General features: G+C 61.9%; 20 protein-coding genes. 6 read left to right on the forward strand and 14 right to left on the reverse strand.

The genetic code is table 11. The features are described from left to right. The first annotated feature begins 173 nt into the window (after positions 1-173). On the forward strand, positions 174-425 hold the full coding sequence (gene hfq, locus RCF49_RS01605) for an RNA chaperone Hfq (protein WP_342642301.1): 252 nt from the start codon (positions 174-176) through the stop codon (positions 423-425). Then, entirely contained in the window at positions 415-1,809 is a 1,395-nt protein-coding gene (hflX, locus tag RCF49_RS01610) for a GTPase HflX (RefSeq protein ID WP_432807361.1), read from the forward strand. Before hfq ends, hflX begins: the two co-directional genes overlap by 11 nt. Before the next feature lie 15 nt (positions 1,810-1,824). Here hflX and mazG read toward each other — a convergent pair whose 3' ends face one another. The 9 genes from mazG to RCF49_RS01655 all read right to left on the reverse strand — a co-directional run bounded on the left by mazG (position 1,825) and on the right by RCF49_RS01655 (position 11,111). Next, complete coding sequence (gene mazG / locus RCF49_RS01615) at positions 1,825-2,685, reverse strand: nucleoside triphosphate pyrophosphohydrolase (RefSeq protein WP_342644282.1); 861 nt, start codon at positions 2,683-2,685, stop codon at positions 1,825-1,827. A gap of 99 nt (positions 2,686-2,784) precedes the next feature. Then, positions 2,785-3,621: an MBL fold metallo-hydrolase gene (locus RCF49_RS01620; RefSeq protein ID WP_342642302.1), complete on the reverse strand. Its 837-nt coding sequence runs from the start codon at positions 3,619-3,621 to the stop codon at positions 2,785-2,787. Further along, positions 3,618-4,412 carry a TatD family hydrolase gene (locus RCF49_RS01625; protein WP_342642303.1) on the reverse strand — a complete coding sequence of 265 codons (795 nt, stop codon included), beginning with the start codon at positions 4,410-4,412 and terminating at the stop codon, positions 3,618-3,620. The genes RCF49_RS01620 and RCF49_RS01625 overlap by 4 nt, the downstream gene beginning before the upstream one ends. Continuing rightward, positions 4,409-5,968, reverse strand: coding sequence for a methionine--tRNA ligase (gene metG / locus RCF49_RS01630; protein ID WP_342642304.1), 1,560 nt, complete (start codon positions 5,966-5,968; stop codon positions 4,409-4,411). The genes RCF49_RS01625 and metG overlap by 4 nt, the downstream gene beginning before the upstream one ends. 22 nt (positions 5,969-5,990) lie before the next feature. Beyond that, a complete protein-coding gene (locus RCF49_RS01635) occupies positions 5,991-7,064 on the reverse strand; it encodes a DNA polymerase III subunit delta' (protein ID WP_342642305.1) in 1,074 nt (357 codons plus the stop codon). 13 nt (positions 7,065-7,077) lie between these two features. Then, positions 7,078-7,710 carry a dTMP kinase gene (gene tmk / locus RCF49_RS01640; RefSeq protein WP_342642306.1) on the reverse strand — a complete coding sequence of 211 codons (633 nt, stop codon included), beginning with the start codon at positions 7,708-7,710 and terminating at the stop codon, positions 7,078-7,080. A 19-nt stretch (positions 7,711-7,729) separates the two neighbouring features. After that, the gene (locus RCF49_RS01645) at positions 7,730-8,890 is read right to left on the reverse strand and encodes a D-alanyl-D-alanine carboxypeptidase family protein (RefSeq protein ID WP_342642307.1); all 1,161 of its coding nucleotides are present in this window, start codon (positions 8,888-8,890) and stop codon (positions 7,730-7,732) included. A gap of 210 nt (positions 8,891-9,100) precedes the next feature. Then, positions 9,101-10,171, reverse strand: a complete 1,071-nt coding sequence (locus RCF49_RS01650; RefSeq protein ID WP_342642308.1) for a septal ring lytic transglycosylase RlpA family protein — start codon at positions 10,169-10,171, stop codon at positions 9,101-9,103. 142 nt (positions 10,172-10,313) lie between these two features. Further along, on the reverse strand, positions 10,314-11,111 hold the full coding sequence (locus RCF49_RS01655) for a tetratricopeptide repeat protein (protein ID WP_342642309.1): 798 nt from the start codon (positions 11,109-11,111) through the stop codon (positions 10,314-10,316). Positions 11,112-11,221: 110 nt separating this feature from the next. Here RCF49_RS01655 and RCF49_RS01660 point away from each other — a divergent pair, with 110 nt between their 5' ends. Next, entirely contained in the window at positions 11,222-12,907 is a 1,686-nt protein-coding gene (locus RCF49_RS01660; RefSeq protein ID WP_342642310.1) for a long-chain-fatty-acid--CoA ligase, read from the forward strand. A gap of 597 nt (positions 12,908-13,504) precedes the next feature. On the opposite strand, the gene RCF49_RS01665 is transcribed toward RCF49_RS01660, so the two are convergent. Further along, positions 13,505-15,907 (reverse strand): phosphoketolase family protein, encoded by a 2,403-nt coding sequence (locus RCF49_RS01665; RefSeq protein WP_342642311.1) that lies wholly within the window; start codon positions 15,905-15,907, stop codon positions 13,505-13,507. A gap of 336 nt (positions 15,908-16,243) precedes the next feature. On the opposite strand from RCF49_RS01665, the gene RCF49_RS01670 reads away from it, so the two are divergent. Beyond that, entirely contained in the window at positions 16,244-16,387 is a 144-nt protein-coding gene (locus RCF49_RS01670) for a DUF3096 domain-containing protein (protein WP_342642312.1), read from the forward strand. A 60-nt stretch (positions 16,388-16,447) separates the two neighbouring features. Here the strand turns inward: RCF49_RS01670 and RCF49_RS01675 are convergent, their stop codons facing one another. From RCF49_RS01675 to RCF49_RS01685, 3 genes are all read right to left on the reverse strand, one after another. After that, entirely contained in the window at positions 16,448-16,999 is a 552-nt protein-coding gene (locus RCF49_RS01675; RefSeq protein WP_342642313.1) for a BA14K family protein, read from the reverse strand. A gap of 703 nt (positions 17,000-17,702) precedes the next feature. Next, on the reverse strand, positions 17,703-18,254 hold the full coding sequence (locus tag RCF49_RS01680) for a hypothetical protein (protein ID WP_342642314.1): 552 nt from the start codon (positions 18,252-18,254) through the stop codon (positions 17,703-17,705). 756 nt (positions 18,255-19,010) lie between these two features. Then, the gene (locus RCF49_RS01685) at positions 19,011-19,940 is read right to left on the reverse strand and encodes a hypothetical protein (protein WP_342642315.1); all 930 of its coding nucleotides are present in this window, start codon (positions 19,938-19,940) and stop codon (positions 19,011-19,013) included. A gap of 15 nt (positions 19,941-19,955) precedes the next feature. Between RCF49_RS01685 and RCF49_RS01690 the strand changes: the two genes are divergently transcribed. Then, positions 19,956-21,218 (forward strand): OmpA family protein, encoded by a 1,263-nt coding sequence (locus tag RCF49_RS01690; protein WP_342642316.1) that lies wholly within the window; start codon positions 19,956-19,958, stop codon positions 21,216-21,218. A gap of 74 nt (positions 21,219-21,292) precedes the next feature. Here RCF49_RS01690 and RCF49_RS01695 read toward each other — a convergent pair whose 3' ends face one another. Beyond that, on the reverse strand, positions 21,293-22,927 hold the full coding sequence (locus tag RCF49_RS01695) for a peptide chain release factor 3 (RefSeq protein WP_342642317.1): 1,635 nt from the start codon (positions 22,925-22,927) through the stop codon (positions 21,293-21,295). Between the two features lie 148 nt (positions 22,928-23,075). On the opposite strand from RCF49_RS01695, the gene xth reads away from it, so the two are divergent. Then, positions 23,076-23,858: an exodeoxyribonuclease III gene (xth, locus tag RCF49_RS01700; protein WP_342642318.1), complete on the forward strand. Its 783-nt coding sequence runs from the start codon at positions 23,076-23,078 to the stop codon at positions 23,856-23,858. The last annotated feature ends 29 nt before the right edge of the window (positions 23,859-23,887 follow it).

The following is a 23,887-nucleotide window of genomic DNA, read 5'->3' on the forward strand; positions in this document are numbered from 1 at the left end:
ATGCCCGATGCTGCGGCAGTGTGCTCTGTTGCGGATCGTGGCGCTCATCTATTTATGTTAGCCTCATTCGGGCTTTTGCCCCAATGCCGACAGCCTTTTTGTTTAGGCGTCGAAAAGGACGAGCACGACGTGTGTGTGTGCGGCATCGTCTTCAACATTACGCGGGAACGACAATGGCATCAGAAAAGCAGCAAAACCTGCAAGACGTTTTCCTCAACAAGGTTCGGAAGGAACATATTCCGCTCACGATCTTTCTAGTGAATGGCGTTAAGCTGCAAGGAAAGATCGTGTGGTTTGATAATTTCTGTGTGCTGCTGCGCCGGGACGACCAGTCTCAGCTCGTGTACAAGCATGCGATTTCGACCATTATGCCGAGCGCGCCGATTAAACTGTACGAGGAAGGCAACGGCGGTAGTGACGACTAGAGGCGGACGAAGACATGGCGGAGACGGGCGCGGTGAGCCCGTCTCCTTCCAGATCGAAACACCCGAGGCCACACGGGCCTATGTGGTGCATGTCGGCTTCAGGCACAGGGCAGGGGAGCTGTCCAGCAGCGCCAGCGGTTTGCGCGACGAAACGGAACGTTTCGAGGAAGCCTGCGGCTTGGCCGCTGCCATCGATCTGGAAATTGTCGGCGCCACCAGTGTCACATTGTCGAAAGTCGTGCCCGCAACCCTGATCGGCGGCGGCAAGGTGGCCGAGATCGGTGAGGCGGTCAAGGCGCGCGAAGTCGAGCTGGTCGTGGTCAATGCCGCCTTGACGCCGGTTCAGCAGCGCAATCTCGAACGCGCCTGGGCGGCCAAGGTGCTCGACCGTACCGGCCTCATTCTGGAGATCTTCGGCCGCCGTGCCCGAACGCGGGAAGGGCGGCTGCAGGTCGAGCTTGCTCACCTCACCTATCAGAAGAGCCGGCTGGTCCGCTCCTGGACCCATCTTGAGCGGCAACGCGGCGGCTTCGGTTTTCTCGGCGGCCCCGGCGAAACCCAGATCGAGGCAGACCGGCGCGTCATCCAGGAGCGCATCACCAAGATCAAGGCCGAGCTCGAGAAGGTCAAAGCGCGGCGCGAGCTGCACCGTCAGAACCGCCGCAGGGTGCCTTACCCCGTCGTGGCCTTGGTGGGCTATACCAACGCGGGCAAGTCGACGCTGTTCAATCGCCTGACACGGGCGAGGGTGCTCGCGGAAGACATGCTGTTTGCGACCCTCGACCCCACCATGCGCCGCCTGAACCTACCCCATGGCCGCACGGTCATTCTCTCCGATACGGTCGGCTTCATCTCGGAACTCCCGACGGATCTCGTCGCGGCCTTCCGCGCAACCCTGGAAGAGGTGCTGGAAGCAACCCTTATCCTGCATGTGCGGGATATCAGCCATGCGGAAAGCGACGCCCAGGCCGCTGACGTGCTTCATGTGCTGAGCGCGCTTGGCATTGACGAGGAGCGCTCGGACAGCATCATCGAGGTCTGGAACAAGATCGACCGGCTGGATGATGCAGACCGTTCGGCGCTCGCCAATCAGGCTGCCCGCCGCGATGATGTGGCCATGGTCTCGGCTCTGACCGGTGACGGCCTCCCGGACCTCCTCAATCTCATCGAAGCCCGCCTTGCCAGCACCGCCGATATTCTCGAACTCAGGCTTGGCGCAGGCGAGGGGGCAAGGCTTGCCTGGCTCTATGAGACCGGTGAGGTGCTCTCGCGCGATGATCTGGAGGATGGCTCCGTGGCGGTCACCGTGCGTGTCCCGGTCGAAAAGGCAGGGCTGGTGCGCGCCCGCTATCAGGATGCTGTGCTGCGGCCAGCGGCAGAATAGCCCTCGCTCTGTGGTCTATAGGCCCTTCGCCTTGGCCTCATCCCACAGGGCGTCCATACCTTCGAGGCCAGCAGCCTCAGGCGACTGGCCCATGGCTTCAAGTTTATCCTCTATATAGTTGAAACGACGCGTAAATTTCGCGTTTGCCGATCGAAGCGCCTCCTCCGGGTCAACCTTGAGATGCCGCGCGACATTGGCGATCACAAAGAGGAGATCGCCGAGTTCCTCGGCCATATCGGCAGGATCGCCACGGCCAATCGCTTCCTTGAGCTCGCCCAGCTCCTCTGCGGCCTTGTCGAATACGGGCGTCAGCGACGGCCAGTCGAACCCGACCCGTGCGGCGCGCGCCTGCAGCTTCACCGCGCGGCTGAGCGCAGGCAGGGCCATGGGCACGTCATCGAGCAGGCTAGGGGCCTTGCCATCATCAACGACTGGCTCCGCATCAAGCTCGCCTGCCCGCTCGAGCGTTCGTTCCTCGGACGCCCCGGACTTCGCGGCCCGCTCCTGCGCCTTGATTGCCTCCCAGAAGCCAGGCTGGACGCCAGCCGCACGCGCCGCCGCATCGCCAAACACATGCGGATGCCGGCGGATCATCTTGGTGGTGATGGCCTCGATCACATCCGCGAAGGTGAAGCTGCCGGCCTCCGCGGCAAGTTGTGCGTGATAGGCCACTTGCAGTTGCAGGTCGCCGAGCTCGTCGCGGAGATCATGCATGCTGCCGCGCGCGATGGCATCCGCGACTTCATAGGCTTCCTCGATCGTATAAGGCGCGATCGTCGCAAAGCTCTGCTGGAGATCCCAGGGGCAGCCCGTATCGGGATCGCGTAGGGCTCTCATGATCGCCAGCAGAGTATCGACCGAGCGGGGATCACCCAGCGGCCCATTGTCGTGGGCAGCGGCAGGACCGTCTGGCGATGTCTCATCCGTCATGTGGCCCTCCGGCATCGGCAAGTCGCATAATTTATATTATGGAAACTAAGACAGCCCCTGAAACGTCACCGGCAGCCGCATGCCGTCATATGCCGGCTCGATGTCATCCGGAAGGCTCTGGCGCAGCGCCTCGTAATCGAGGTCGATATGCATATTCGTGAGCACCGCATGGCGTGGCCGCATCCGCTTGACCCAGGCCAGCGCTTCCTCCACGTGGAAATGGGTCGGGTGCGGCGCCGGCCGCAGCGCATCGATCACCCAGGTATCGAGATTGGCGAGCGCCGGCAGCGCCGCCTCGGGAATGGCGCTCACATCGGGCGTATAGGCGAGGCCGCCAATGCGCAGGCCCAGGGCGATGATATCCCCATGGACGAGCTCGAAGGCCAGCACCTCAATCGGCCCACCGGCGCCATCAATGGTGACGGGCGCTCCGGCAACCAGCCGATGCCCTTGCAAGATCGGCGGATAGCTCGATCCCGCCGGTGTTTCGAAGCAATAGCCGAACCGGTGCAGAAGTTCACGCATGGTGCGATCATCGGCCCAGACCGGCACGCGCCGCCGGGCATTGATGGCGACCGCGCGCAATTCATCGATCCCGTGGCAGTGATCCGCATGCTCATGGGTAAAGATGACCCCGTCGAGCAGCCCGACATCGGCCGAGAGAAGCTGCTCGCGCACATCGGGTGTCGTATCCACCAGCACACGGGTCACGCCGCCCTCGCCTTCGCGCTCTATCAGGATCGAGCAGCGCCTGCGGCGGTTCTTCGGGTTCTTGGGATCACAAGCCCCCCAATGATTGCCGATACGCGGCACACCGGCTGATGAGCCACAGCCGAGAATCGTCACGGTGCCGCGGACAGGTTCAGGTGATGCGGTGGTCATGAGCGCGGCACCTTCGCGAACAGGCGGTGGAAATTCGCTGTTGTGATGTCAGCCATCTCCTGCACGGCAACGCCTTTGACCTCGGCGAGAACTTTCAGCGTGTGCACGACAAAGGCGGGCTCGTTGACCTTGCCGCGCATCGGCACCGGCGCCAGATATGGCGCATCCGTCTCGACCAGCAGCCGATCCATCGGGACGAAGGCTGCCACATCGCGCAAAGCCTGCGCCGTCTTGAACGAGATGATGCCGGAAAAGGAGACATAGGCGCCGAGGGCGAGCCCGCGCTCGGCAAGCCGCCCCTCGGAGGAAAAGCAGTGGAGGAGGGGCGTGAAAGCCCCCTTCCCCATTTCCTCCTCGATCACCCTGGCCGTGTCGTCCTCCGCCGAGCGGCTATGGATCACCAGTGGCAGGCCTGTTCGCCGCGCTGCCTCGATATGGGTGCGAAAGCCCGCGAGCTGGTTCTCGCGCTTGGCATAATCATAGTGATAGTCGAGCCCGGCCTCGCCGATGCCGATCACCTTCGGATGCCGGGATAGGGCCACGAGCGTCTCGACGCTGATGTCCACCTCCTCATCAGCATTGTGCGGATGGGTGCCGACCGTGCAAAAGATATCGTCGTAACTTTCTGCAATGGCTTTGATTTTGTCGAACTGCCGCACCCGTGTCGAGATCGTCACCATCTTGGCGACGCCCGCATCGCGGGCGCGCGCCACCACGGCGTGAAGCTCGGCAAATTCCGGGAAATCGAGATGGCAATGGCTATCGACGACGCCGGATACGGAGATGGTCATTGCGCGCCCTTGCCGTCCTCTTCCTTCTCCACATAGCGCGGGAACAGTCCCTGCGGTGGCGGCAGCGCCGTGCCGGCCGCAAGCGGCGCCTCGAAATCGGCAAATCCGCGTGTATTGGGCGGCACGCCGAGCAAGTCCAGAAGCTTCGCCGCAGAATCGGGCATGAAGGGCTGAATGAGGATGCCGATCCGGCGCAACAGCTCCGCCGTCACATAGAGCACTGTCCCCATCCGCTCAGGATCACTCTTGCGCAAGGCCCAGGGCTCCTGCCGGGCGAAATAGCGGTTGGCCTCCGCCACGACCCGCCAGATCGCATCGAGGGCCTTATGGACCGCCTGCTCATCCATATGGGGTCGGATTTCCTGAAGCAGCCGCCCACTTTCATCGAGCATCGCCTGATCATCGGCTGATAGTGCGCCGCGCTGTGGCACCCGGCCTTCGCAATTCTTGGCGATCATCGACAGCGAGCGCTGGGCGAGATTGCCAAGATCATTCGCGAGATCCGCATTGATCCGGTTGACGATCGCATCATGGCTGTAATTGCCATCCTGGCCGAATGGCACCTCGCGCATGAAGAAATAGCGCACCGGGTCGAGCCCGTAATGGTCGATCAGCGCCTGCGGGTCGATGACATTGCCCACCGACTTCGACATCTTCTCGCCCCTGTTGAACAGGAAGCCATGACCGAAGATGCGCTTGGGCAAGGGAATGCCGGCTGACATCAGGAAGGCCGGCCAATAGATCGCGTGGAAACGCACGATATCCTTGCCGATCACGTGCACATCCGCCGGCCAGAACTGCTTGAACTGATCGGATTGCTCGTGGGGAAACCCAACGCCGGTGATGTAATTTGTGAGCGCATCGACCCAAACATACATCACGTGCTTCGGATTATCCGGAACCGGAACGCCCCAGTCGAACGTGGTGCGCGAAATCGACAGATCGCGCAAACCGCCCTTGACGAAGCTGATCACCTCGTTGCGCCGAGTCTCCGGCCCGATGAATTGCGGATTGGCCTCGTAATGGGCAAGCAGCCGGTCCTGATAGGCGGAAAGCCTGAAGAAATAGCTCTCCTCCTCCACCCACTCGACCGGTGTCCCTTGCGGGGAAAGCCGTTGCCCATCAGGGCCTTCGCTCAATTCGCTTTCATCGTAATAGGCTTCATCGCGCACCGAGTACCAGCCGGAATAGCTGGACAGATAGATATCGCCATTCGCCTCCATGCGCCGCCAGATCTCCTGGCAGGACGCGTAATGACGCTGTTCGGTGGTCCGGATGAAATCGTCATTCGAGCAGTTGAGCGCCGCCACCATCTTCTGGAAGAGGGGGGTGTTGCGGTCTGCGAGCTCACGCGCGGTAAGCCCTTCCCTGCCCGCGGTCTGCAGCATTTTGATGCCATGTTCGTCGGTGCCGGTCAGGAAGAACACGTTATAGCCGTCCAGCCGCTTGAAACGGGCGAGCGCGTCGGTGACCAGCGCCTCATAGGCATGCCCGATATGCGGTGCGCCATTGGGGTAGGAAATGGCCGTGGTGATATAGAAGTGCTTCTCGGACATCGGCTTTTTGTTTCCTCGGCAGTCAGGCGCCGGCGGCAGTGTCGATCAGGCGCAAGGCCTGGATGATCACCTCGCGGCGATCGAGGTTTAGGGCATTTGCGCGCCCGATGGAATGGACGATTGATTGATGGATGTCGCTCCATCGTCCCAATCGGTGCGGCGCCATGCGGCCGTTCCAGTCGTTAAGTCCGCGGGCGGCTTCACGAATGCGGCGCGACAGCCACTGCTCCATCAGGTCGGTGAACAGCCGGTAGTCGTCAAGCGCCTGTGCGCCACGCAGGCGGTCTGCGAAATCGAAAACGCGCGCATAGTCGAGCCCCGGCACCTGCTCAACAAGTGCCGAAAAATCCTTGAACAGCTTGAGCCCGCCGCCCTGCAGCAGTTGCAGTGCCCGGCCCGGGCTCCCCTCGGCCAATGCGATGGCGAGCGCCCGTTGCTCGGCCGCCGCGCCTGAACCGGGCTCGAGAACCGTGTCGAGCACCCTCTCCATTTCAGCCTCGCTGAGCGGTCCCATATCAAGCCTGAGGCAGCGGGAGCGAATGGTCGACAGCAGCCGGCCCGAAGCATGGCTCACCAGCAGGAACACCGTGCGCGGCGGCGGCTCCTCCAGGCTTTTGAGCAGCGCATTGGCAGCGTTCGTGGTGAGTTCATCGGCCGCATCGACGATCACCACCCGCCAGCCGCCCTCGCCTGCTGTACGAGCGAGGAAATGGCTTGCCTGGCGCGCCTCATCAACCCCGATCTCCGCCTTGAGGCGCTTGCTGCGCGTATCCCACACACGGGCAATGGTGATGAGATCGGCATGGCCCTGCGCTGCCACCCGATGGAAGACGGGATCATTGGGCTCGATCGCGCAGGTCTCGCAATGCTCGCCGATCATCCGCGGCTCGGGATAGCGCAGCAGAAAGCGGGCGAACCGATAGGCAAGTGTTGCCTTGCCGATGCCGCGCGGGCCACTCAGGATCCAGCCGTGATGGAGCTTGCCCGAGCGGTAGGCATCGAGCAGCCGGCGCTCGGTGCGATCATGCCCGATGAGCACGGCGCGTTGCCGCGGATGCAGCCGGTCCTCGGTACCTTGTGCCAGATCATCGCTCATGAGGGCGGGCGTATCAGGCGAGTCCTCGTGACGCAACCACTTGCCAGATGCGCTCGGCCACCACCTCGATCGCATCCTCGGCATTGATCACCACGCAGCGCTGAGGCTCGGCCCTTGCCCGCTCGAGAAACGTTTGGCGCAGCGCATTGTGATAGGAAAGATCTTTGGCCTCGAACCGTCCCTCGCCGGACCGGCGGGAGGCCGCTCGGGCAAGGCCGATCGTCGGCTCGATATCGAGCACCAGGGTGAGACCCGGCCAAGTCTCACCGATGATGATCGTCTCCAAACTGTCGAGCAGGGCCGGATCAACACCACCGCCCGCGCCCTGATAGGCGCGGGTGGAATCAGCAAACCGGTCGCAGACGACAAAGGCGCCCCGTTCGAGGGCCGGCCGGATCACCCGCCGCAAATGATCATCACGGGCCGCGTAATTGAGCAGCGCTTCCGCCGTTGCCGACCAACGGTCGGTGCTGCCATTGACCAGCAATGCGCGGATCGCCTCGGCTCCGTCCGTACCGCCCGGCTCGCGAGTGAGCAGCACTTCACGGCCCGTGTCGCGGGCCAACCGGTCGGCCAGCAGCCGGGCCTGGGTGGACTTGCCCGTGCCCTCCCCGCCTTCGAAGGTGATGAACCGCTGTTGTCCCATCAACCTTTGCTCGCCGGTCTCAGCTGCCGAAGACCATGAGGCTCAGCGTATCGACGGCGCGGCGAAGCATGCCCTCGGCCGGCAAGACCTCATTTCCGGCATAGAGCGGCACCTGGACCAAGAGCTTGCCATCAAGGCTGAAGCGGATGATGCCGATCTCGTCACCCACGTTGACCGGCGCGTAGAGTGGCCCCTTATAGACGATCTGAGCGGTCGTGCGCGCGCGCTCATTATTGGTGAGCATCAGGCGGATGGGCTCATGCGCCACCAGGCTCACCCAGCTGCGATCTCCCCCCCAGACGCGCGCCTTGCCGACCGCCTCCTCGCTCTGGAAAAGGGTCCAGGTCTTGTAATGACCAAAGCCCCAGGCCAGAAGCTTACTGGCCTCGGCTTCGCGGTCCCGTGCTGTCTTCAAGCCCGCCACCACCAGAATGAGGCGGCGTCCGTTGCGCTCGGCAGAAGCGACGAGGCCAAAGCCGGCCTCCTTTGTGTGTCCAGTCTTGAGGCCATCGACCCCTGGCACCACCCCGAGCAACGGATTGCGGTTATGCTGCCTGATCTTGTTCCAGGTGAATTCTGGCCTGCCGAAATATGTCCGATACTCCTCCGGATAGGTCCTGATTATGTAGCGCGCCATCTCGGCAAGCTCGCGCGCCGTTGTTCTCATCTGCGGATCAGGAAGCCCAGTGGCATTGGTGAAGACCGATCGGTTGAGACCGAGTGCGCGCGCCCGCTCCGTCATCTGGGTGGCGAAGGCCTCTTCCGAACCGGCGATCCCCTCGGCCAGGGCTATGCAGGCGTCATTGCCGGAGATGGTCAGCGCCCCCATCAACAGATTGTGAACCGAAATGCTCGAATTCACCTCCGCGTACATCGTGGAGCTGCCGGAAGGTGCCCCACCCTTCCGCCAGGCATTGACCGAGATCGGAAATTCCTGCTCCGGGGTGATGTTCTTGTTTTTCAGCGCATCAAAGGCAAGGATCGCGGTCATGAGCTTGGCCATGCTCGCAGGTGCGAACAGGCTATCGGCGTCCTTTTCGTAGATCGTCTCGCCGGACGCGGCATCGATCAGGATGGCATGGGGCGCCGCCGAAACATATTCGCTGCGGTCCTCCGCTTCGGAATCGGTTGCCGAAGGCTGCGCTGCGCTGACCACTGCGGTCATGAGCAGCCCGGCCATGCCTGCCACCCAGCATAGCAGCCAACCGCGCATCGCTGGCGTCATCTTTTGCGTTGCCTCACGTCTCTCCCGGGGTGGACTTTTAACAGTCCCCTTCGGGCTCCTGCCGCCGCTGAATTAACGTAACGAGCCGAGCGCTCGAAATCAATAAACCCGCGGTTAACGGATCAAATGTTCACTGACGAAAGGCTACGATTTCGGTGCGACGTCTCAATAAGACGCCGCAGGCACGATGATCGCATCAGGATAGCCGGCCGCGATAACCCCCTGCAGAGCCGAGTCGGCCGAGCCCGGGTCGCTGATCGGGCCGATCCTGACGCGGAACAGCGTGCGTGAGCCCGTGTTCAGCGGCGAGACTTCGACAGGACCTATCCCTGACAGCTGGCTCCGCGCCCGCTGAGCGTTATTGGGATCAGAAAGCGCGGCCGCCTGGATATAATAGCGTCGGGCCCCTTCCCCGGTGATCACCGGCGCGGCCGAGCTCGCAGCTGGTGCGGCAGAGATCGAAGCCGTCTGAACCGGTGCGGGTGCATTGGCTGCACTTCGCGGCGCCTCGCTCGGGGCCGATTCGGCGACCATGACGGGAGCACTGCCTCCGCCGCCGCCCACGCGAGCATCGACCGCTGCGATCATGTATTTGAGCGAGGTGCCCCGCTTGAGCTCGTCATTCATGGCGAGCAGGTGGCGGCCCTTATCGTTGAGCGGTGCGGGACCAATGTACTGCACGCGCACCTTGCCCGTGCCCTTGTGCTTTACATCGAGCAGCTCAGCGCTGCGCTTGGAGAGATCGATGACGCGGTCCGCCACGAACGGCCCACGATCATTCACGCGCACGATCAGCGACCTGCCATTGGCGAGATTGGTCACCTTCACATAGCTCGGCAAGGGCAATGTCGGATGCGCGGCGGTCAGGTAGTCCATGTCGAACCATTCGCCGTTGGACGTCATCCGCCGGTGAAACTTCGGCCCGTACCAGGATGCAACGCCCGTCTTGTCGTAATTCGGATCTTCCCGCGGCACGAAGGGCTGCCCCGCCACCTCATAGGGCTTGCCTATATGGTAACGGCCTCCGCCCCGCGGCAGCGGCCCATTGCCTGGATAGATGGGGCTGCCCTTGCCTGCGAAGGGATCTCGCTTCTGCACGACCTTGCTGCTGGAGCAGCCACTCAGGCCGACGGCCCCGGTGATGGCGAGCAAGGCTGCGAATGCAATAAGAAACCGGGCCTCGCGCAGCTTAACTCTGCTGGCGAGCCAAGCCTGCCCAGACGTGATGTTACTCAATGTTCGTTACCCGACGCGAACTGCCGCGTGTGACGGGAGCAAGCCCTTAACACGCTGCCAACTTCGCTCGACAGTGCTGGAAATGGGGTAAATGCCCCGTTTATGAGGCTGGTAAAAATTCGATTATTTCGGTGAGATCTTCCTAACGCTCGCCGCTTTCGCCCGAAGGCATGCGGCCGGCCTGTTGAATGGCGGCCAGCCGCTCGAGATTGCGCTTGGCTCCCGGATTGTCCTTGGCGGCCGCTGCCGCATAGAGGCGCTTTGCCTCATCCAGGTTGGCAGTCACGCCCCAACCGAGTTCATATAGCCCCGCCAGATTGTTTTGCGCCCAGTCATAACCTTGGTCGGCGGCTTGCTTGAACAGCTTTGCGGCTTCGTCGTAATTGCGCGGCACGCCATTGCCCGTGAGATACATGAGCGCGAGGCTGTTCTGCGCCTCCGCAAGCCCATGCTCGGCTGCCCGGCGGTACCAGATGACCGCCTGCCCTGCATCCTTCTCGATACCGATGCCGTGCTGCAGCGCATAGCCCAGCCGATACTGCGCTTCGATCTGCCCATAGCGCGCAGCTGTCTGATACATGCTCACCGCGAAGGCAGGATCGGCAGGCAAGCGCTCGTCGCCCACCTCCAAGAGCCGCCCCAAGCGATATTGAGCATCCACATTGCCGCTTTTGGCCGACTGCTGGTAGAGCTCCGCCGCGCGCCGGAGATCACGCTTTACGCCGTTCCCGGTTTCGTAGGCGATCCCCAACGCGCATTGCGCGACGTCATTGCCGCGGGAGGCCAGTACCGAATTTTCACCGAGCGAGAGGTCGTTCTGACACCGGCCTTCGGCCTTAGCCGCAGGCACCGCGGCCAGAATGGTCAAGGCCAGCGAAAGGCTCAGCGTGGAGAGAAGCGGCCTTTGTTCAGCCCAGCAACGCCTATCCTTCCTCGTCATGCCTGCGCCCCGCCCTGGTCCTTGATGGAAGCCGCCGGTAATCTGCTTCTGATACAGTCCTCATGATAGTATGCGTTGAGCAACCATAGGACCACAAGGGGGAGGCTTCGTTGACGTCCGGCGACGACATCCGGGACATTCAGACATCCCAGCACAGGCCGAAAGCCTATCCACCGCAGATCGCCTGGGACAGCCCATTGGAGCCGACCACGCTGCCGGAGATTTTCGAGCAATCCGTTCGCCGGTTCGAATCAAAGCCCTGCACGAATTTCTTCGGTCAGACAATGACCTATGGGGAGCTTGGTGCCATGACGGACGAGATTGCCGCTGGCCTTTCGAAGCTCGGGGTCGGCATTGGCACCCATCTCGGTCTCGTGCTGCCGAACTGCCCCTATTTCATCGCGTTCTTCTATGCCGGCCTCAAGCTCGGCGCCACGATCATCAGTTTCAATCCTCTCTATACAGTCGATGAGCTTGCATTTCAGGCCAGGGATGCCGAGGTCACTCTATTGGTGACCGTCGATATCGCGGCAATCTTTGACAAAGTGAGCGCGCTTGCCGATCGCGGCATCGTCCAGCACGTGATCGTTTGTCCCTTCGCTGCCCAATTGCCGCCGGTGAAACGCCTCCTGTTCACCACCTTCAAGCGCGGCGAGCGAGCCTCTGTGCCCGACGGCGGCACATATCTGCGCTTGCAGGATCTGCGTGGCCACGGCCGCACATATCCCCTGCCTGATCTCGACACCCAGGATATTGCCGTTCTGCAATATACGGGAGGCACCACCGGCACGCCGAAAGGCGTGATGCTGACCCATGCCAATCTGACCGTAAATGTGAAGCAGGTGCGTTTGTGGTTTCACGGGGTCGAAGAAGGTGGCGAGCGCATCATGGGCATCCTGCCCTTCTTTCACGTCTTTGCGCTCACTGGTGTGATGAATCTCGCAATCGCTTCTGGCTTCGAGCTTATCCTGATGCCGCGCTTCCAGCTCGTGGAGGCGCTCCGGCTCATCCGGCGCTGCCGAGCGACGATCCTGCCGGGGGTGCCGACCATCTTCAATGCCCTCCTCAATCATCCCGGACTCGATAAGGCAGACCTCGCCAGTTTGAAATATTGCATCTCCGGTGGCGCGCCTTTGCCCCTCGAGGTCCGCAAGGCGTTTGAAGCGCTGTCCGGCTGCCGGCTGGTCGAGGGCTATGGCTTGAGCGAGACCTCGCCCGTGACCCATATCAATCCCTTCGACGGGCCGAGCCGGGATGGATCGATCGGTCTGCCGATCCCTGGCACGATCGCTGAAATCCGCTCACTCGATGATCCCAAGCAAGCGCTGCCGCCAGGAGAAAATGGCGAGCTCTGTATTTCCGGCCCGCAGGTGATGAAAGGATATTGGAAGCAGCCGGATGAGACGGCGAAAGTCTTCGTCGGCAAATTTCTGCGGACGGGTGATGTCGGTCATCAAGATGAAGATGGCTTCGTCTATTTGGTGGACCGCATCAAGGACATCATCATCGCCTCGGGCTTCAACGTCTATCCGCGGCGGATCGAGGAGGCCATACATGAACACCCGGCCGTCGCCGAGGTGACCGTCATTGGCATCCCTCACCCCTATCGCGGTGAGGCGCCGAAGGCTTTCGTGAAATTACGCGATGGGGCGAGCCTCACCGAGAGGGAGCTTCTCGATTTCCTCCAGGCCAAGCTTTCGAAGATTGAACTGCCGTCGGCGATAGAGTTCCGGGATGAACTGCCGAAGACGCTGATTGGCAAGCTGTCGAAGAAAGAACTACGCCAATCCCAATAGAAACGGCCCAGACGAATCTGGGCCGTTTCCCCCCGCATCTTACAAGGCCGCTATAAATCGCAGTCTCTCGCGCTGAGGCTGTCCAGCAGCCCCGTCTTTTGTGGAGCCAATGCCGCCTGCAGCTTCGGTCGCTCCACAAAGGGTGCGATCTGTGACAACGCGCGGCTTTGTTTGGCGATCAGCGGCACCGGCCGCTTGGGGCGGAGCCAGACTCTCGCCGTCATATCTGCCGGTCATGGACGCTCTGATGTTTCGGCTGTGCAACATGCCCTCACCTCCCACCTTGTATCAGGGTCAAAATCGCAAAGACGACGGCTGCGGATGTCGAGTAGAACAGAACGTCTACAATGACATGCTTCCGCTCCCGCCCGAACGCCAATACCGCCCGTGCCATAACTCACCCGATCAATATGATAAATCCGAAGTCGCATTATTTGAATATCGGGCAATTGTGGCGGCCCGGTGGTCGAGTATTCACAATTGTTCGTAGCTTAGTTAATAAACTGTAACACTTGGTAACAAAGTGTAACAAAGCCTGTGGATGCGTCGCCCGCGAACACTTGTCCGGCAAGTGTTGCCGCTACGCCCCATGCCGGGTCAATGAGTGACCTCCTCAATGCCCCATTCCTCGATTTCGGGCATGTCCTTGCCATGAAGGCGGATATAGGACCGGTGCTCGGCGAGCTTGTCCTCCAGCCGCCGCACCAGCGCCCGGCCTGCAGCGCCCCCGCGATCGGGAAGCCTGTCCAAAGCTGAAATGGCCAAGTGAAAGCGGTCGAGCCTGTTCAGCACCACCATGTCGAAGGGGGTCGTGGTGGTCCCCTCCTCCTGATAGCCATGCACATGGAAGTTGTCGTGGTTCGGCCGCTTATAGGTGAGCCGGTGAATGAGCTGGGGATAGCCGTGAAAGGCGAAGATCACCGGCTGGTTTGTGGTGAACAGTGCTGAGAATGCGTCATCGGAGATGCCATGGGGATGATCCTTCGGCGAAACCAGCGCCATCAGATCGACCACATTGACCACCCGGACCGCGAGGTCAGGCAGATTCTGACGCAGAAGCTGGGCGGCCGCGACCGTCTCCATCGTCGGCACATCGCCAGCGCAGGCAAGCACCACATCGACCTCACCGTCGCGCTCATTGCCGGCCCATGACCAGCGGCCGATTCCGGCCTCGCAATGGGCTGCAGCCGCATCGATGTCGAGCCATTGCGGCGAGGGCTGCTTGCCCGCCACGATGACATTGATGCGGTCATACGTTCTCAAGCAATGATCGGTGACCCAGAGCAGGCAATTGGCATCCGGCGGCAGATAGACCCGCACAATATCAGGCTTCTTGTTCACCAAATGGTCGATGAAGCCCGGATCTTGATGACTGAACCCATTGTGGTCCTGCCGCCAAACGTGGGATGTCAGCAGGTAGTTGAGCGAGGAAATTGGCGCGCGCCAGGAAAGATCGCGGGTCACCTTCAGCCATTTCGCATGCTGGTTGACCATGGAATCGACGATATGGATGAAGGCCTCGTAGCAGGAGAACAGGCCGTGGCGGCCGGTGAGCAGATATCCCTCGAGCCAGCCCTGGCAGAGATGCTCGCTCAAGACCTCCATCACCCTGCCCTGCGGCGCAAGCCCGAGATCCTCCGGCAGGATAGGCTCGCGCCAGACCCGGTCCGTCACCTCGAACACGGCATCGAGGCGGTTGGATGTGGTCTCATCCGGCCCCACCAGCCGGAAATTGCGCGCCTCTTCATTCCGCGCGATCACATCACGGAGAAAATGCCCCATCTGGCGGGTTGCCTCGCCGCGCGTGCCGCCGGGATGGCTCACCGGCAGCGCGTGCTCCCGGTAATCCGGCATGATCAGCGGCTTGCGAAGAAGCCCGCCATTGGCATGCGGATTGGCACCCATCCGGCGGGTGCCGCGCGGTGCCAGGGCGCGCAGCTCCGGCTTGAGCCGGCCGGTCGCATCGAACAGGCTCTCCGGCTCATAGCTCCGCATCCATTCTTCGAGCAGCTTGAGATGTGCGGGCTTTTCGGCAAGTTCCGCGAGCGGCACCTGGTGGGACCGCCAGAACCCCTCGACCTTCTCGCCATCGACCACCTTGGGGCCGGTCCAGCCCTTCGGCGAGCGCAACACGATCATTGGCCAGCGAGGGGTGCCCGTGGAATGATCCGCTGAACCCTCCCGCGCGGTTCTTTGGATTGCTCTTATCCGATCGAGAACCCTGTCGAGTGTCGCGGCCATGACCTTGTGCATGAACATGGGCTCGTGCCCTTCAACGAAGAACGGCTCATAGCCATAGCCTTCGAACAGCCGCCTGAGATCGTCATCAGACATGCGTCCGAGAATGGTGGGATTGGCAATCTTGTAGCCATTGAGGTGCAGGATCGGCAGGACCGCGCCGTCGCCTCTCGGATCGAGGAATTTGTTGGAATGCCAAGATGCCGCGAGCGCCCCTGTCTCCGCCTCCCCATCCCCGATCACGCAGGCAACGATCAGCGAGGGATTGTCGAATGCTGCCCCGAATGCATGGGCCAGCGCATAGCCAAGTTCGCCGCCTTCATGGATTGATCCGGGTGTTTCCGGTGCGGCATGGCTCGGTATGCCGCCGGGAAACGAGAATTGCCGGAACAGCCGGCGCATGCCCTCCACGTCTTCGCTGACCTCGGGATAGATCTCGGAATAGGTGCCTTCAAGATAGGTATTGGCCACCACTGCCGGCCCCCCGTGACCTGGGCCGCAAATGAAGATCATGTCGAGATCATCGCGGAGGATTACCCGGTTGAGATGGGCATAGATGAAGTTCAAGCCCGGCGTTGTTCCCCAATGACCGAGGAGGCGCGGCTTGATATGAGCCAGCGTGAGCTCTTCGCGAAGCAGGGGATTGTCCAGGAGATAGATCTGTCCGACGGAGAGGTAATTGGCTGCGCGCCAATACGCATCGAGTTTCAAAAAATCTTGCTCTGACAGGCTCGCCGGCAGGGCCTGCTGTTTGTCCCTCATCGCAGTCTCCTTGCTGCAGCATGCTTGGCGAGAACCGCTGGAGCCAGCGGTTGGTTGCACGGCCGACTCCGACGCTTGAGACACGTCCCCGATGAAGTCACGAACCTGTGACCAGCCCCATGGAACCATTGCGTTAACCGAGCGTTACCACATCATACGATCACTGCCCCCGGTGATCGGAGATCAGGCTTCCTATCCCCGCGGAACCGATCTCAGAAAGGCCCCGGTGCTCCCCCCACCGGGGCTTTGTCTGTGTACTGTCTGCTGTCGGGATGGCTCCGACTCAGGCATGGTGCTTTGCTCCGCATTCCAACAGCCCGGAGAGCAAAACAGCCTATGAGCATCACCATCGAACCCGCGATGATCCAGCCGCTGATCGCCCTGGTGGCTGGCATCCTGATCCTGCTTTTCCCGAAGCTTCTGAACTATGTGGTGGCGATCTATCTGATCGCGGTCGGATTGCTCGGCCTTTTCCGATAACGAAAATGGGCCGAGCGATGCGCTCGGCCCAAGATGTTGCTTTCCGTACTGACTGCCTGCTTAGCGGCAGAACGCCTGTCGACCGGAATACGTGACGAAATATCCCGTATTCGGATCGAAGCTGCGATACCGGCTAGAGCAGTACCGGTACCATGCTGGCGTCCAAGGCTGCAGGCCGCCACCCACATACGCTGTCCGGTAGCCATAGCCATAGCCATAGACTGGAGCCGTGGCGAGCGCGGCCGCGCCCAATCCAAGCCCAAGCCCTAAGCCGACGAGCGGTCCGGGACCCCAGCCGCCACGCCAGCCGTGCCGGTGACCCCAGCCCCAACGCGGTCCGTGTCCCCAGCCTCCACGCCAGCCCCAACGCGGACCACCGCCCCAACGGGCGCCGCGCCAGCCGCCGCCATAGCCACCACGCCAGCCGCCGCCCCAGCGGCCACCACCGCCGCCGCGCCAACGCACCTGTTCGGCGCCAAAGCTTGCGGACTGCCGCATGCTATCGCCCATCGTGATCGTGCTGATTGGAGAGGCGGCCGAGGCCGGATTTGGCGCCGTAGCGGCCAGTCCGATGACCATCGCTCCTGCAATACCCAACATTAAGCTCTTCATCGTCATCTCCTTCGGTCCAGGCGGAATCGCCGGGCCTGTGTGAAGACGCTCGCTGTCTGCCCCGTTCTCCTTCCGCCAGCACGTGATGTGGCCGGCGGACTAGGTCGGCGCTCCCCGGTGTATGTGTCACCTAACGCCGGCCTGCTGAAAAAGCTCCCGACGAGTAATAAGATGATGATGTGCCTGAAACTGTGAACCGAGCCTGAACGCCGGGCGTGCAATACCGATGGCGCATCCAGCAAGGCGCTGAGATGCCACCCATTCTTACCCAATCGTAAACGGCATCCAGGCAGATCGGTCGTTATGGACCGTCCGCCCCTTGCGGCGGCGGATTGACCGGATTTCTCCAGAGCCATTCCGCCGCCGCGGCCGGCCGCTCACCCCTTATTCATTGATCGCAGCGCCGAGGACAGAGGTTCCTCCCCGCGCGATTGTACTTCCACCCTCAGGCGAGTTCGACATCCCGGGAGGGACCTGTATCCCGCAACCCGGAAGGACGAGGCCGCCGTTGATACGCGATGCCCATTGGCCGTGGCCCGCACAGGACCATCACCACTTTGCCCCGCTGTTGCAGTGCATAGCCTTTTACCGGGTTGGGCTCGTCAAGTTCAGAGAGACGCGGGCCGTCCTTCTCCGGCGCATTCATCCGATTGTCCCCTTCTAGATGCCGATCGTTTGAGCCGAACGCCTCGGCCCCGACACTCTACGGAACTCGCATTCCACCGATGCCCTCGGGCGTGGGCCGGTCACCACCGTCATCCCACCCTCCCTGGATACCGCTCACAGCCTCGGATCGGGCGGTATCCACAAATCCGACCATTCCCGAGCCGCCGGCGATCGTTTGGATCCCTTTGGCCCGACAGAGCGCAATGGCGGTATCGGTTAATTGCCTGGCAATCATGGAGCGATATTTGGACCGCTTAATGACGAGTCTGTCCAAAATCGCCGTCCTGTCGACGGTGCGGACCCGTAGCGCGCCCACGACATCATTGCCGTCGCAAGCCATTAGGTGAGTTGCGCTAAGATCGCCCTCATCGATATCGGTAACGTCCGGCAGGAGGCTGCCCGAAAGGCAGGCTGCCGTACGCAATGCGAATACCCGATTGAGCTCCTCAATTGATTCAACAACGGCAACCGACAGTGATCGGTCGCCTCTCCTGCTGCCTACACGCCTCCGCTCGCTTGGTTTGGCTAAACGCGAATCCGCGTCACCCCCCTGCCGCGCGGTAAGGCGGAACAACCGGCTGCTCTCCATGTGGCCTCCTCGAGCAACAGCTGGCCTATACGCCGTCTTAACCTTACCGAAACGTTAACCAGACGGGTAACATTTGTTGATTATTTGGTTAACCGCGGCGGTTTCCGGGCAAGTTTCTGTTCTGAGATCAGCTCACGACGCATGGGCGCCGGTTCGTCCTCGGGGAATGGAAAGGAAACACAGCCCTCGGTCACGCAGACCGCTGAGATCTCTCCTTGCGGGTCACGGCTCCATGTCAGCCGGCTGCCACAGAAGGGGCAAGGCACATCGCCCGCCGCACCGGGGCTCTTGGGGGTCTTCGCAAGGGCGGCTCGGATCTTCATGGCCCGCTCCATCGCTTCATAGAGAAGACGAGCCTGCTCTTCGAGTTCTCGTGCGGAGGGTTCGGCATAAAGGGAACATTGAAAACACCCCTCCCCCTTCGAGTGGCACGGCCGATTCTCGATGGAGCTGTCCACCGCTACACATTGTTCCGCGACAGGAACCCCCTTCTGACAGGGCATGCCGAGAAGGACTGAATCCCTGTAATGCTTGCAGATCCCGCGCTTTAGGAACACGTAAACGCCCTCGCTTGATCGAACGAAGGAAGCTAGGCTTCTCATCCTGCCGCAGCAAGCTCAGCCACCCATGATCGTTAACGAAGGGGCTGACTGGTTAATTTTTCCTTACTGCCAGACCTCACTTGCCGGAACCAGTGCTCTGTTCAGGGATTGTTCAGGGCCGACTGGGCGTCATGTCGTTAACGTTATCCGATTGTTATCCCTGCCCAATGGCGCGGGAGGAGGAGGCTAGATGAAGAAAACCAATGCAATCGCGGCGCTGGCTGCCATTCTTCTTGTGGGCACCAGCCCCGCAGCGCTGGTCTATTCGCAAAGCTCCGACCAGCAAGAGCAGCAGGATCCGCGCCAGCAGCGACAGCAACAACGCCAACAGGAAAGGCAAGAGCGGCAGCAGCAACGTCAGGAACGACAGCAGGAGCGCGAGGAGCGTCCGCAACAGCGGCAGGAAAGACCTGAGCGTCAGGAGAGACAAGAGCGTCAACAGCAGCGTCAAGAGCGTCAAGAGCAGCGTCAAGAGCGGCCCGAACGACAGGAACGCCCCGAGCGGCAAGAAAGGCAAGAGCGACAGGAACGCCAGCAACGTCCTGAGCGGCAAGAAAGGCAAGAGCGACAGGAACGCCAGCAACGTCCTGAGCGGCAAGAAAGGCAAGAGCGACAGGAACGCCAGCAACGTCCTGAGCGGCAGGAGCGGCAAGAACGCCAGCAGGAGCGCCAGGAGCGTCAGCAGCAACGGCAGGAAAGACCTGAGCGTCAGGAGCGTCAACAACGCGAGCAGCAACAGCAGGAACGACAAGAACGCCAGCAGCAGCGCCAAGAACGACAGCAGGAGCGCCAGCAGCAACAGCAGGAGCGGCAAGAACGCCAGCAGGAGCGTCAGCAGCAACAGCAGCAACGTCAGGAAAGACCCGAGCGCCAGGAGCGGCAACAGGGCGAGGAAAGGCAACAGCGCCAAGAGCAGCGCCAGCAACGAGAACAGCGCCAGCAGCCTCAGGAGCAGCAGCGGGAGGAGCCGCGCGATGAGCAGCAGCGCGAGCGCCAGCCCCGCGGCGAGCGGCAGGAGGAGCTGCGCAACCGTCTCGAACAACGCCGGGAACAACGCGAGACCGATCGGGATCAGCGTCGGCAAGAGCTGCAGGAGCGCATGCGGCAGAGGCAGGACGGCGAAACCCGCCCTGGACAGGCTGAAGAAGGAGAGGATACGCGGCGCGATCGGCGTGGTCGGCCTGGTCAGGATGGGGAGGAGCGCCCCAGCGCGGAGGATCGTCAGCGTCCCGAGCGCGAGGGCCAGACCAGCCAAAGGCCCGCCCGCGAGCAGCAGGAAGAACGCTTCCGTCGCTGGCGCGAGCGGGACAATCCCGAATTCAATCGGGACCGTGAGCAGCGGGCGCGGGAAATCATCGAAGACAATCGCCGGTCCGAAGACCTCGATGAGCGCGCGCTGCGGCGGCGTCTCGATGAAAACCGCGATGCCCTCCAGCGCCGGGACATGAACGAGCGTGAACGGGCGCGCCTGCTCGAGCGGCTTGAGCGTGACCGTGAGGCGCTGCGCCAGCGCGTTGATCGGGACGACTGGGAATTTGATCCGGACCGCTTCGAGAGGCGCCGCGACCGCTCGGAGATCGTCGAGCTACGCCGGCGCTATCTGGATAATCCGCGCCGCCGGGACGAGCTGGACGAGCGTGACCTGCGCAGGCGCGCTTATGACATCGAATGGATGATCGAGCACGGTGACTTATCGCCCGCCGAGCGCCGCCGCCTGAGCGAATTGCTGGAGGAAGACCGGGGCTATCTCCGCCGCGAGCTACGCGAGGAGCGTGAGCGCCGTTGGCGCGAGCGCGATCGCTGGCGTTATCGCGATAGAAATGCCGAGATCTATATCGAGCCGGGCGTCGTGTTCGTGCCCCAGCCCTATATCTCGGCCGCGGAATATCCGGAGGAGGTCATCTATGGCCAGCTCTCGGCGCCGCCGCTCGCACCGGTCCAGCAGCGCTACGACTATCAGCAGATCGTCCAGGAGGACGATGTGCGCGAACTGATGCCGGCCATCGACCTCGACAACATCAATTTCGGCTTCGGCGAGGCCTTCATCCGTCCCGAGGAGGTCGAGAAGCTCGATGCGATCGGCATAGCCATGGAGCAGATGGTCGCGCAGAATCCGGAGGAGGTGTATCTCATCGAGGGTCACACCGACGCGGTGGGCTCTGATGAGGCCAATCTCGAGCTCTCCCGCCAGCGCGCGGAAGCCGTGAAGGAGGCGCTCCTCGAATATTACAATCTCAAGCCCGAGAACCTGCAGACGGTCGGCTATGGCGAGCGATATCTCAAGATCCCGACTGATGGGCCTGAGCAGGAGAACCGTCGCGTGAGCGTCCGCCGCATCACGCCGCTGATTGCGGGTCAGTGACAGGCTGAACCGGCCATTTGACGTTGAGAGCCTCTCCCGAGCGATCGGGAGAGGCCTTTCCTTATGCAGGAGGCCTATGTCCGCTCGCGCGTATCGGTGAAGCGGATCTTGGGCCAATCCTCGATGGAGCGGTTGAGGTCCCAGATCGATCGGGCGAGGAACACGGGAAAGCCGTCGCGGTCTTCAGCCATGGCCGAGCGGTTATACTCGGCGAAGCGCTTGAGCTCATTGGCATCATCGCTCGCGATCCACCGGGCGGTTTCGAACGGGGCGGCCTCGAAGCCCATGGCCACCTTATATTCCTGCTCGCAACGCGATTTCAGCACATCAAGCTGCAGCTGTCCCACAACGCCGACAATCCAGTTCGAGCCGATCAGCGGCTTGAAGATCTGGGTCACGCCCTCCTCCGCTAGATCCTCCAGCGCCCGCCGCAGCTGCTTCGACTTCATCGGATCATCGAGACGGATGCGCCGCAGGATTTCCGGTGCGAAGTTCGGGATGCCGGTGAAGCGAATATCCTCACCCTCCGTCAGCGCGTCCCCGACCCTCAGCACACCGTGATTGGGAATGCCGATAATGTCGCCGGGCAGCGCATCCTCGGCGAGATCCCGCTCCTGGGCGAAGAAGAAGATCGGGCTGTGGATGGCGATGCTCTTGCCTGACGCCACCTGGCGCAGCTTCATGCCGCGCCGGAACGTGCCCGAGCACAACCGCATGAAGGCCACCCGGTCGCGGTGGTTCGGATCCATATTGGCCTGGACCTTGAACACGAAGCCGGTGACGCGATCCTCGCTGGGCAGGATCATGCGTGGCTCGCCGGGCTGCGCGCGTGGTGGCGGCGCAAAGCGGGAAAGCGCCGAAAGAAGTTCTGCGACGCCATAGGCGCGCAGCGCGGAGCCGAAGAAGACCGGCGTCAGGTGCCCTTCCCGATAAGCCTCCACATCGAATGGCTTATAAGCGCCCGCGGCCAGCTCGACCATTTCCCGGAACGGCCCCGTCACATAATCCGGTACGCGGGCATCGAGTGCCGGATCATCGAGGCCAGTGAGCTGTATGATGCGGTCATGCACTTGTCCCCTGCCCTGGTCCGAGGTCAGGAACCGGTGCGTTTCCGCGTCGTAAAGCCCGTGAAAGTCAGCGCCCATGCCCACGGGGAAGACCTGAGGCGACACATCGAGCGCCAGGGTTGCCTCGATCTCGTCCAGGAGCTCGAAGCCATCCCGCCCTTCCTGGTCCACCTTGTTGATGAAGGTGATGATCGGAATGTCGCGCAACCGGCAGACCTCGAACAGCTTCCGGGTCTGGCTCTCGATGCCCTTGGCGGCATCGATGACCATGACTGCGGAATCGACTGCGGTCAGCGTGCGGTAGGTATCCTCGGAAAAGTCTTCGTGGCCCGGCGTGTCCAAGAGATTGAAGGTCAGCCCTTCCCGCTCGAAGGTCATGACCGAGCTTGATACCGAGATGCCGCGTTGCTGCTCGATTTTCAGCCAGTCCGAACGCGTGCGCCGCTGCTCACCGCGCGCCCGCACGGCACCGGCCGCCCGGATCGCACCGCCGGCCAGCAGCAGCTTCTCCGTCAGCGTCGTTTTGCCCGCATCCGGATGCGAGATGATCGCGAAAGTGCGGCGCGACTCATAAGGTGCGGGTGCTGCCTCGCCGCTGCTTTTGGTGAGCGGGGCCGCGGCTGGGGAAGAGCTATCTGTCACGTTCGATCTCGACTTGGTGCCAAGTTATGGGCGAAAGACCCTTGGCGCAGCACATATCGGCATTCTGGGTTCAAGCGCAACCGCCCGACCTGTCAATGACGCGCAAACGGCGATGACAGTTCGTGTGAGGCCATGCAATAAGGGGCATATGAAGATTGCGACCTACAACATAAATGGGGTGAAGGCCCGCCTGGACAACCTGCTGCAATGGTTGAAGGAAGCCGCGCCTGACATCTGCTGCCTGCAGGAGATCAAATGCGAGGATCACGCCTTCCCGCGAGGTCCCGTCGAGGATCTCGGCTATAATCTCGCCGTGCATGGGATGAAGGGCTTTCACGGGGTTGCGATCCTCTCCAAATTCCCGATGGACGAGGTTTTGCCGCGGCTCGACGGCAATGAGCAGGATATTCAGTCCCGTTATGTCGAGGCCGTGATCTCGACCACATGGGGAGCGGTGCGGGTGGCCTCTCTCTATCTACCCAACGGCAATCCCATCGGTACGGACAAGTTCACCTACAAGCTCGAGTGGATGCGCCGGCTGATCACTCGAACGAAGCAACTGATGGGCCTCGAGGAGGCCTTCGTGCTGGCGGGCGACTACAACATCATTCCCACCGAGATTGATGCGCGCTTTCCCGAGGCTTGGGTGAATGATGCGCTGTTTCAGCCGGAGTCGCGGGCGCTCTATCGGGAGCTGTGCAATCTTGGGCTCACCGACGGCTTCCGTGCCTGCGCCCCCGAGCCCGGCCATTATAGCTTCTGGGATTACCAGGCGGGCGCCTTCCAGAAGAACAATGGGATCCGCATCGACCACCTGCTGCTGTCGCCACAAGCGACCGACCGGCTCGTGGCAGCCGGCATCGACCGCCATGTGCGTGCGTGGGAACGCCCATCCGACCATGTTCCGGTATGGATCGAGCTGCGCGATTAGAGCAGTTTTGCTGCTTCCGGGGAGACTAG

The sequence above is a fragment of the Rhodoligotrophos sp. CJ14 genome (assembly GCF_038811545.1).
GTDB classification, from domain to species: Bacteria; Pseudomonadota; Alphaproteobacteria; order Rhizobiales; family Im1; genus Rhodoligotrophos; species Rhodoligotrophos ferricapiens.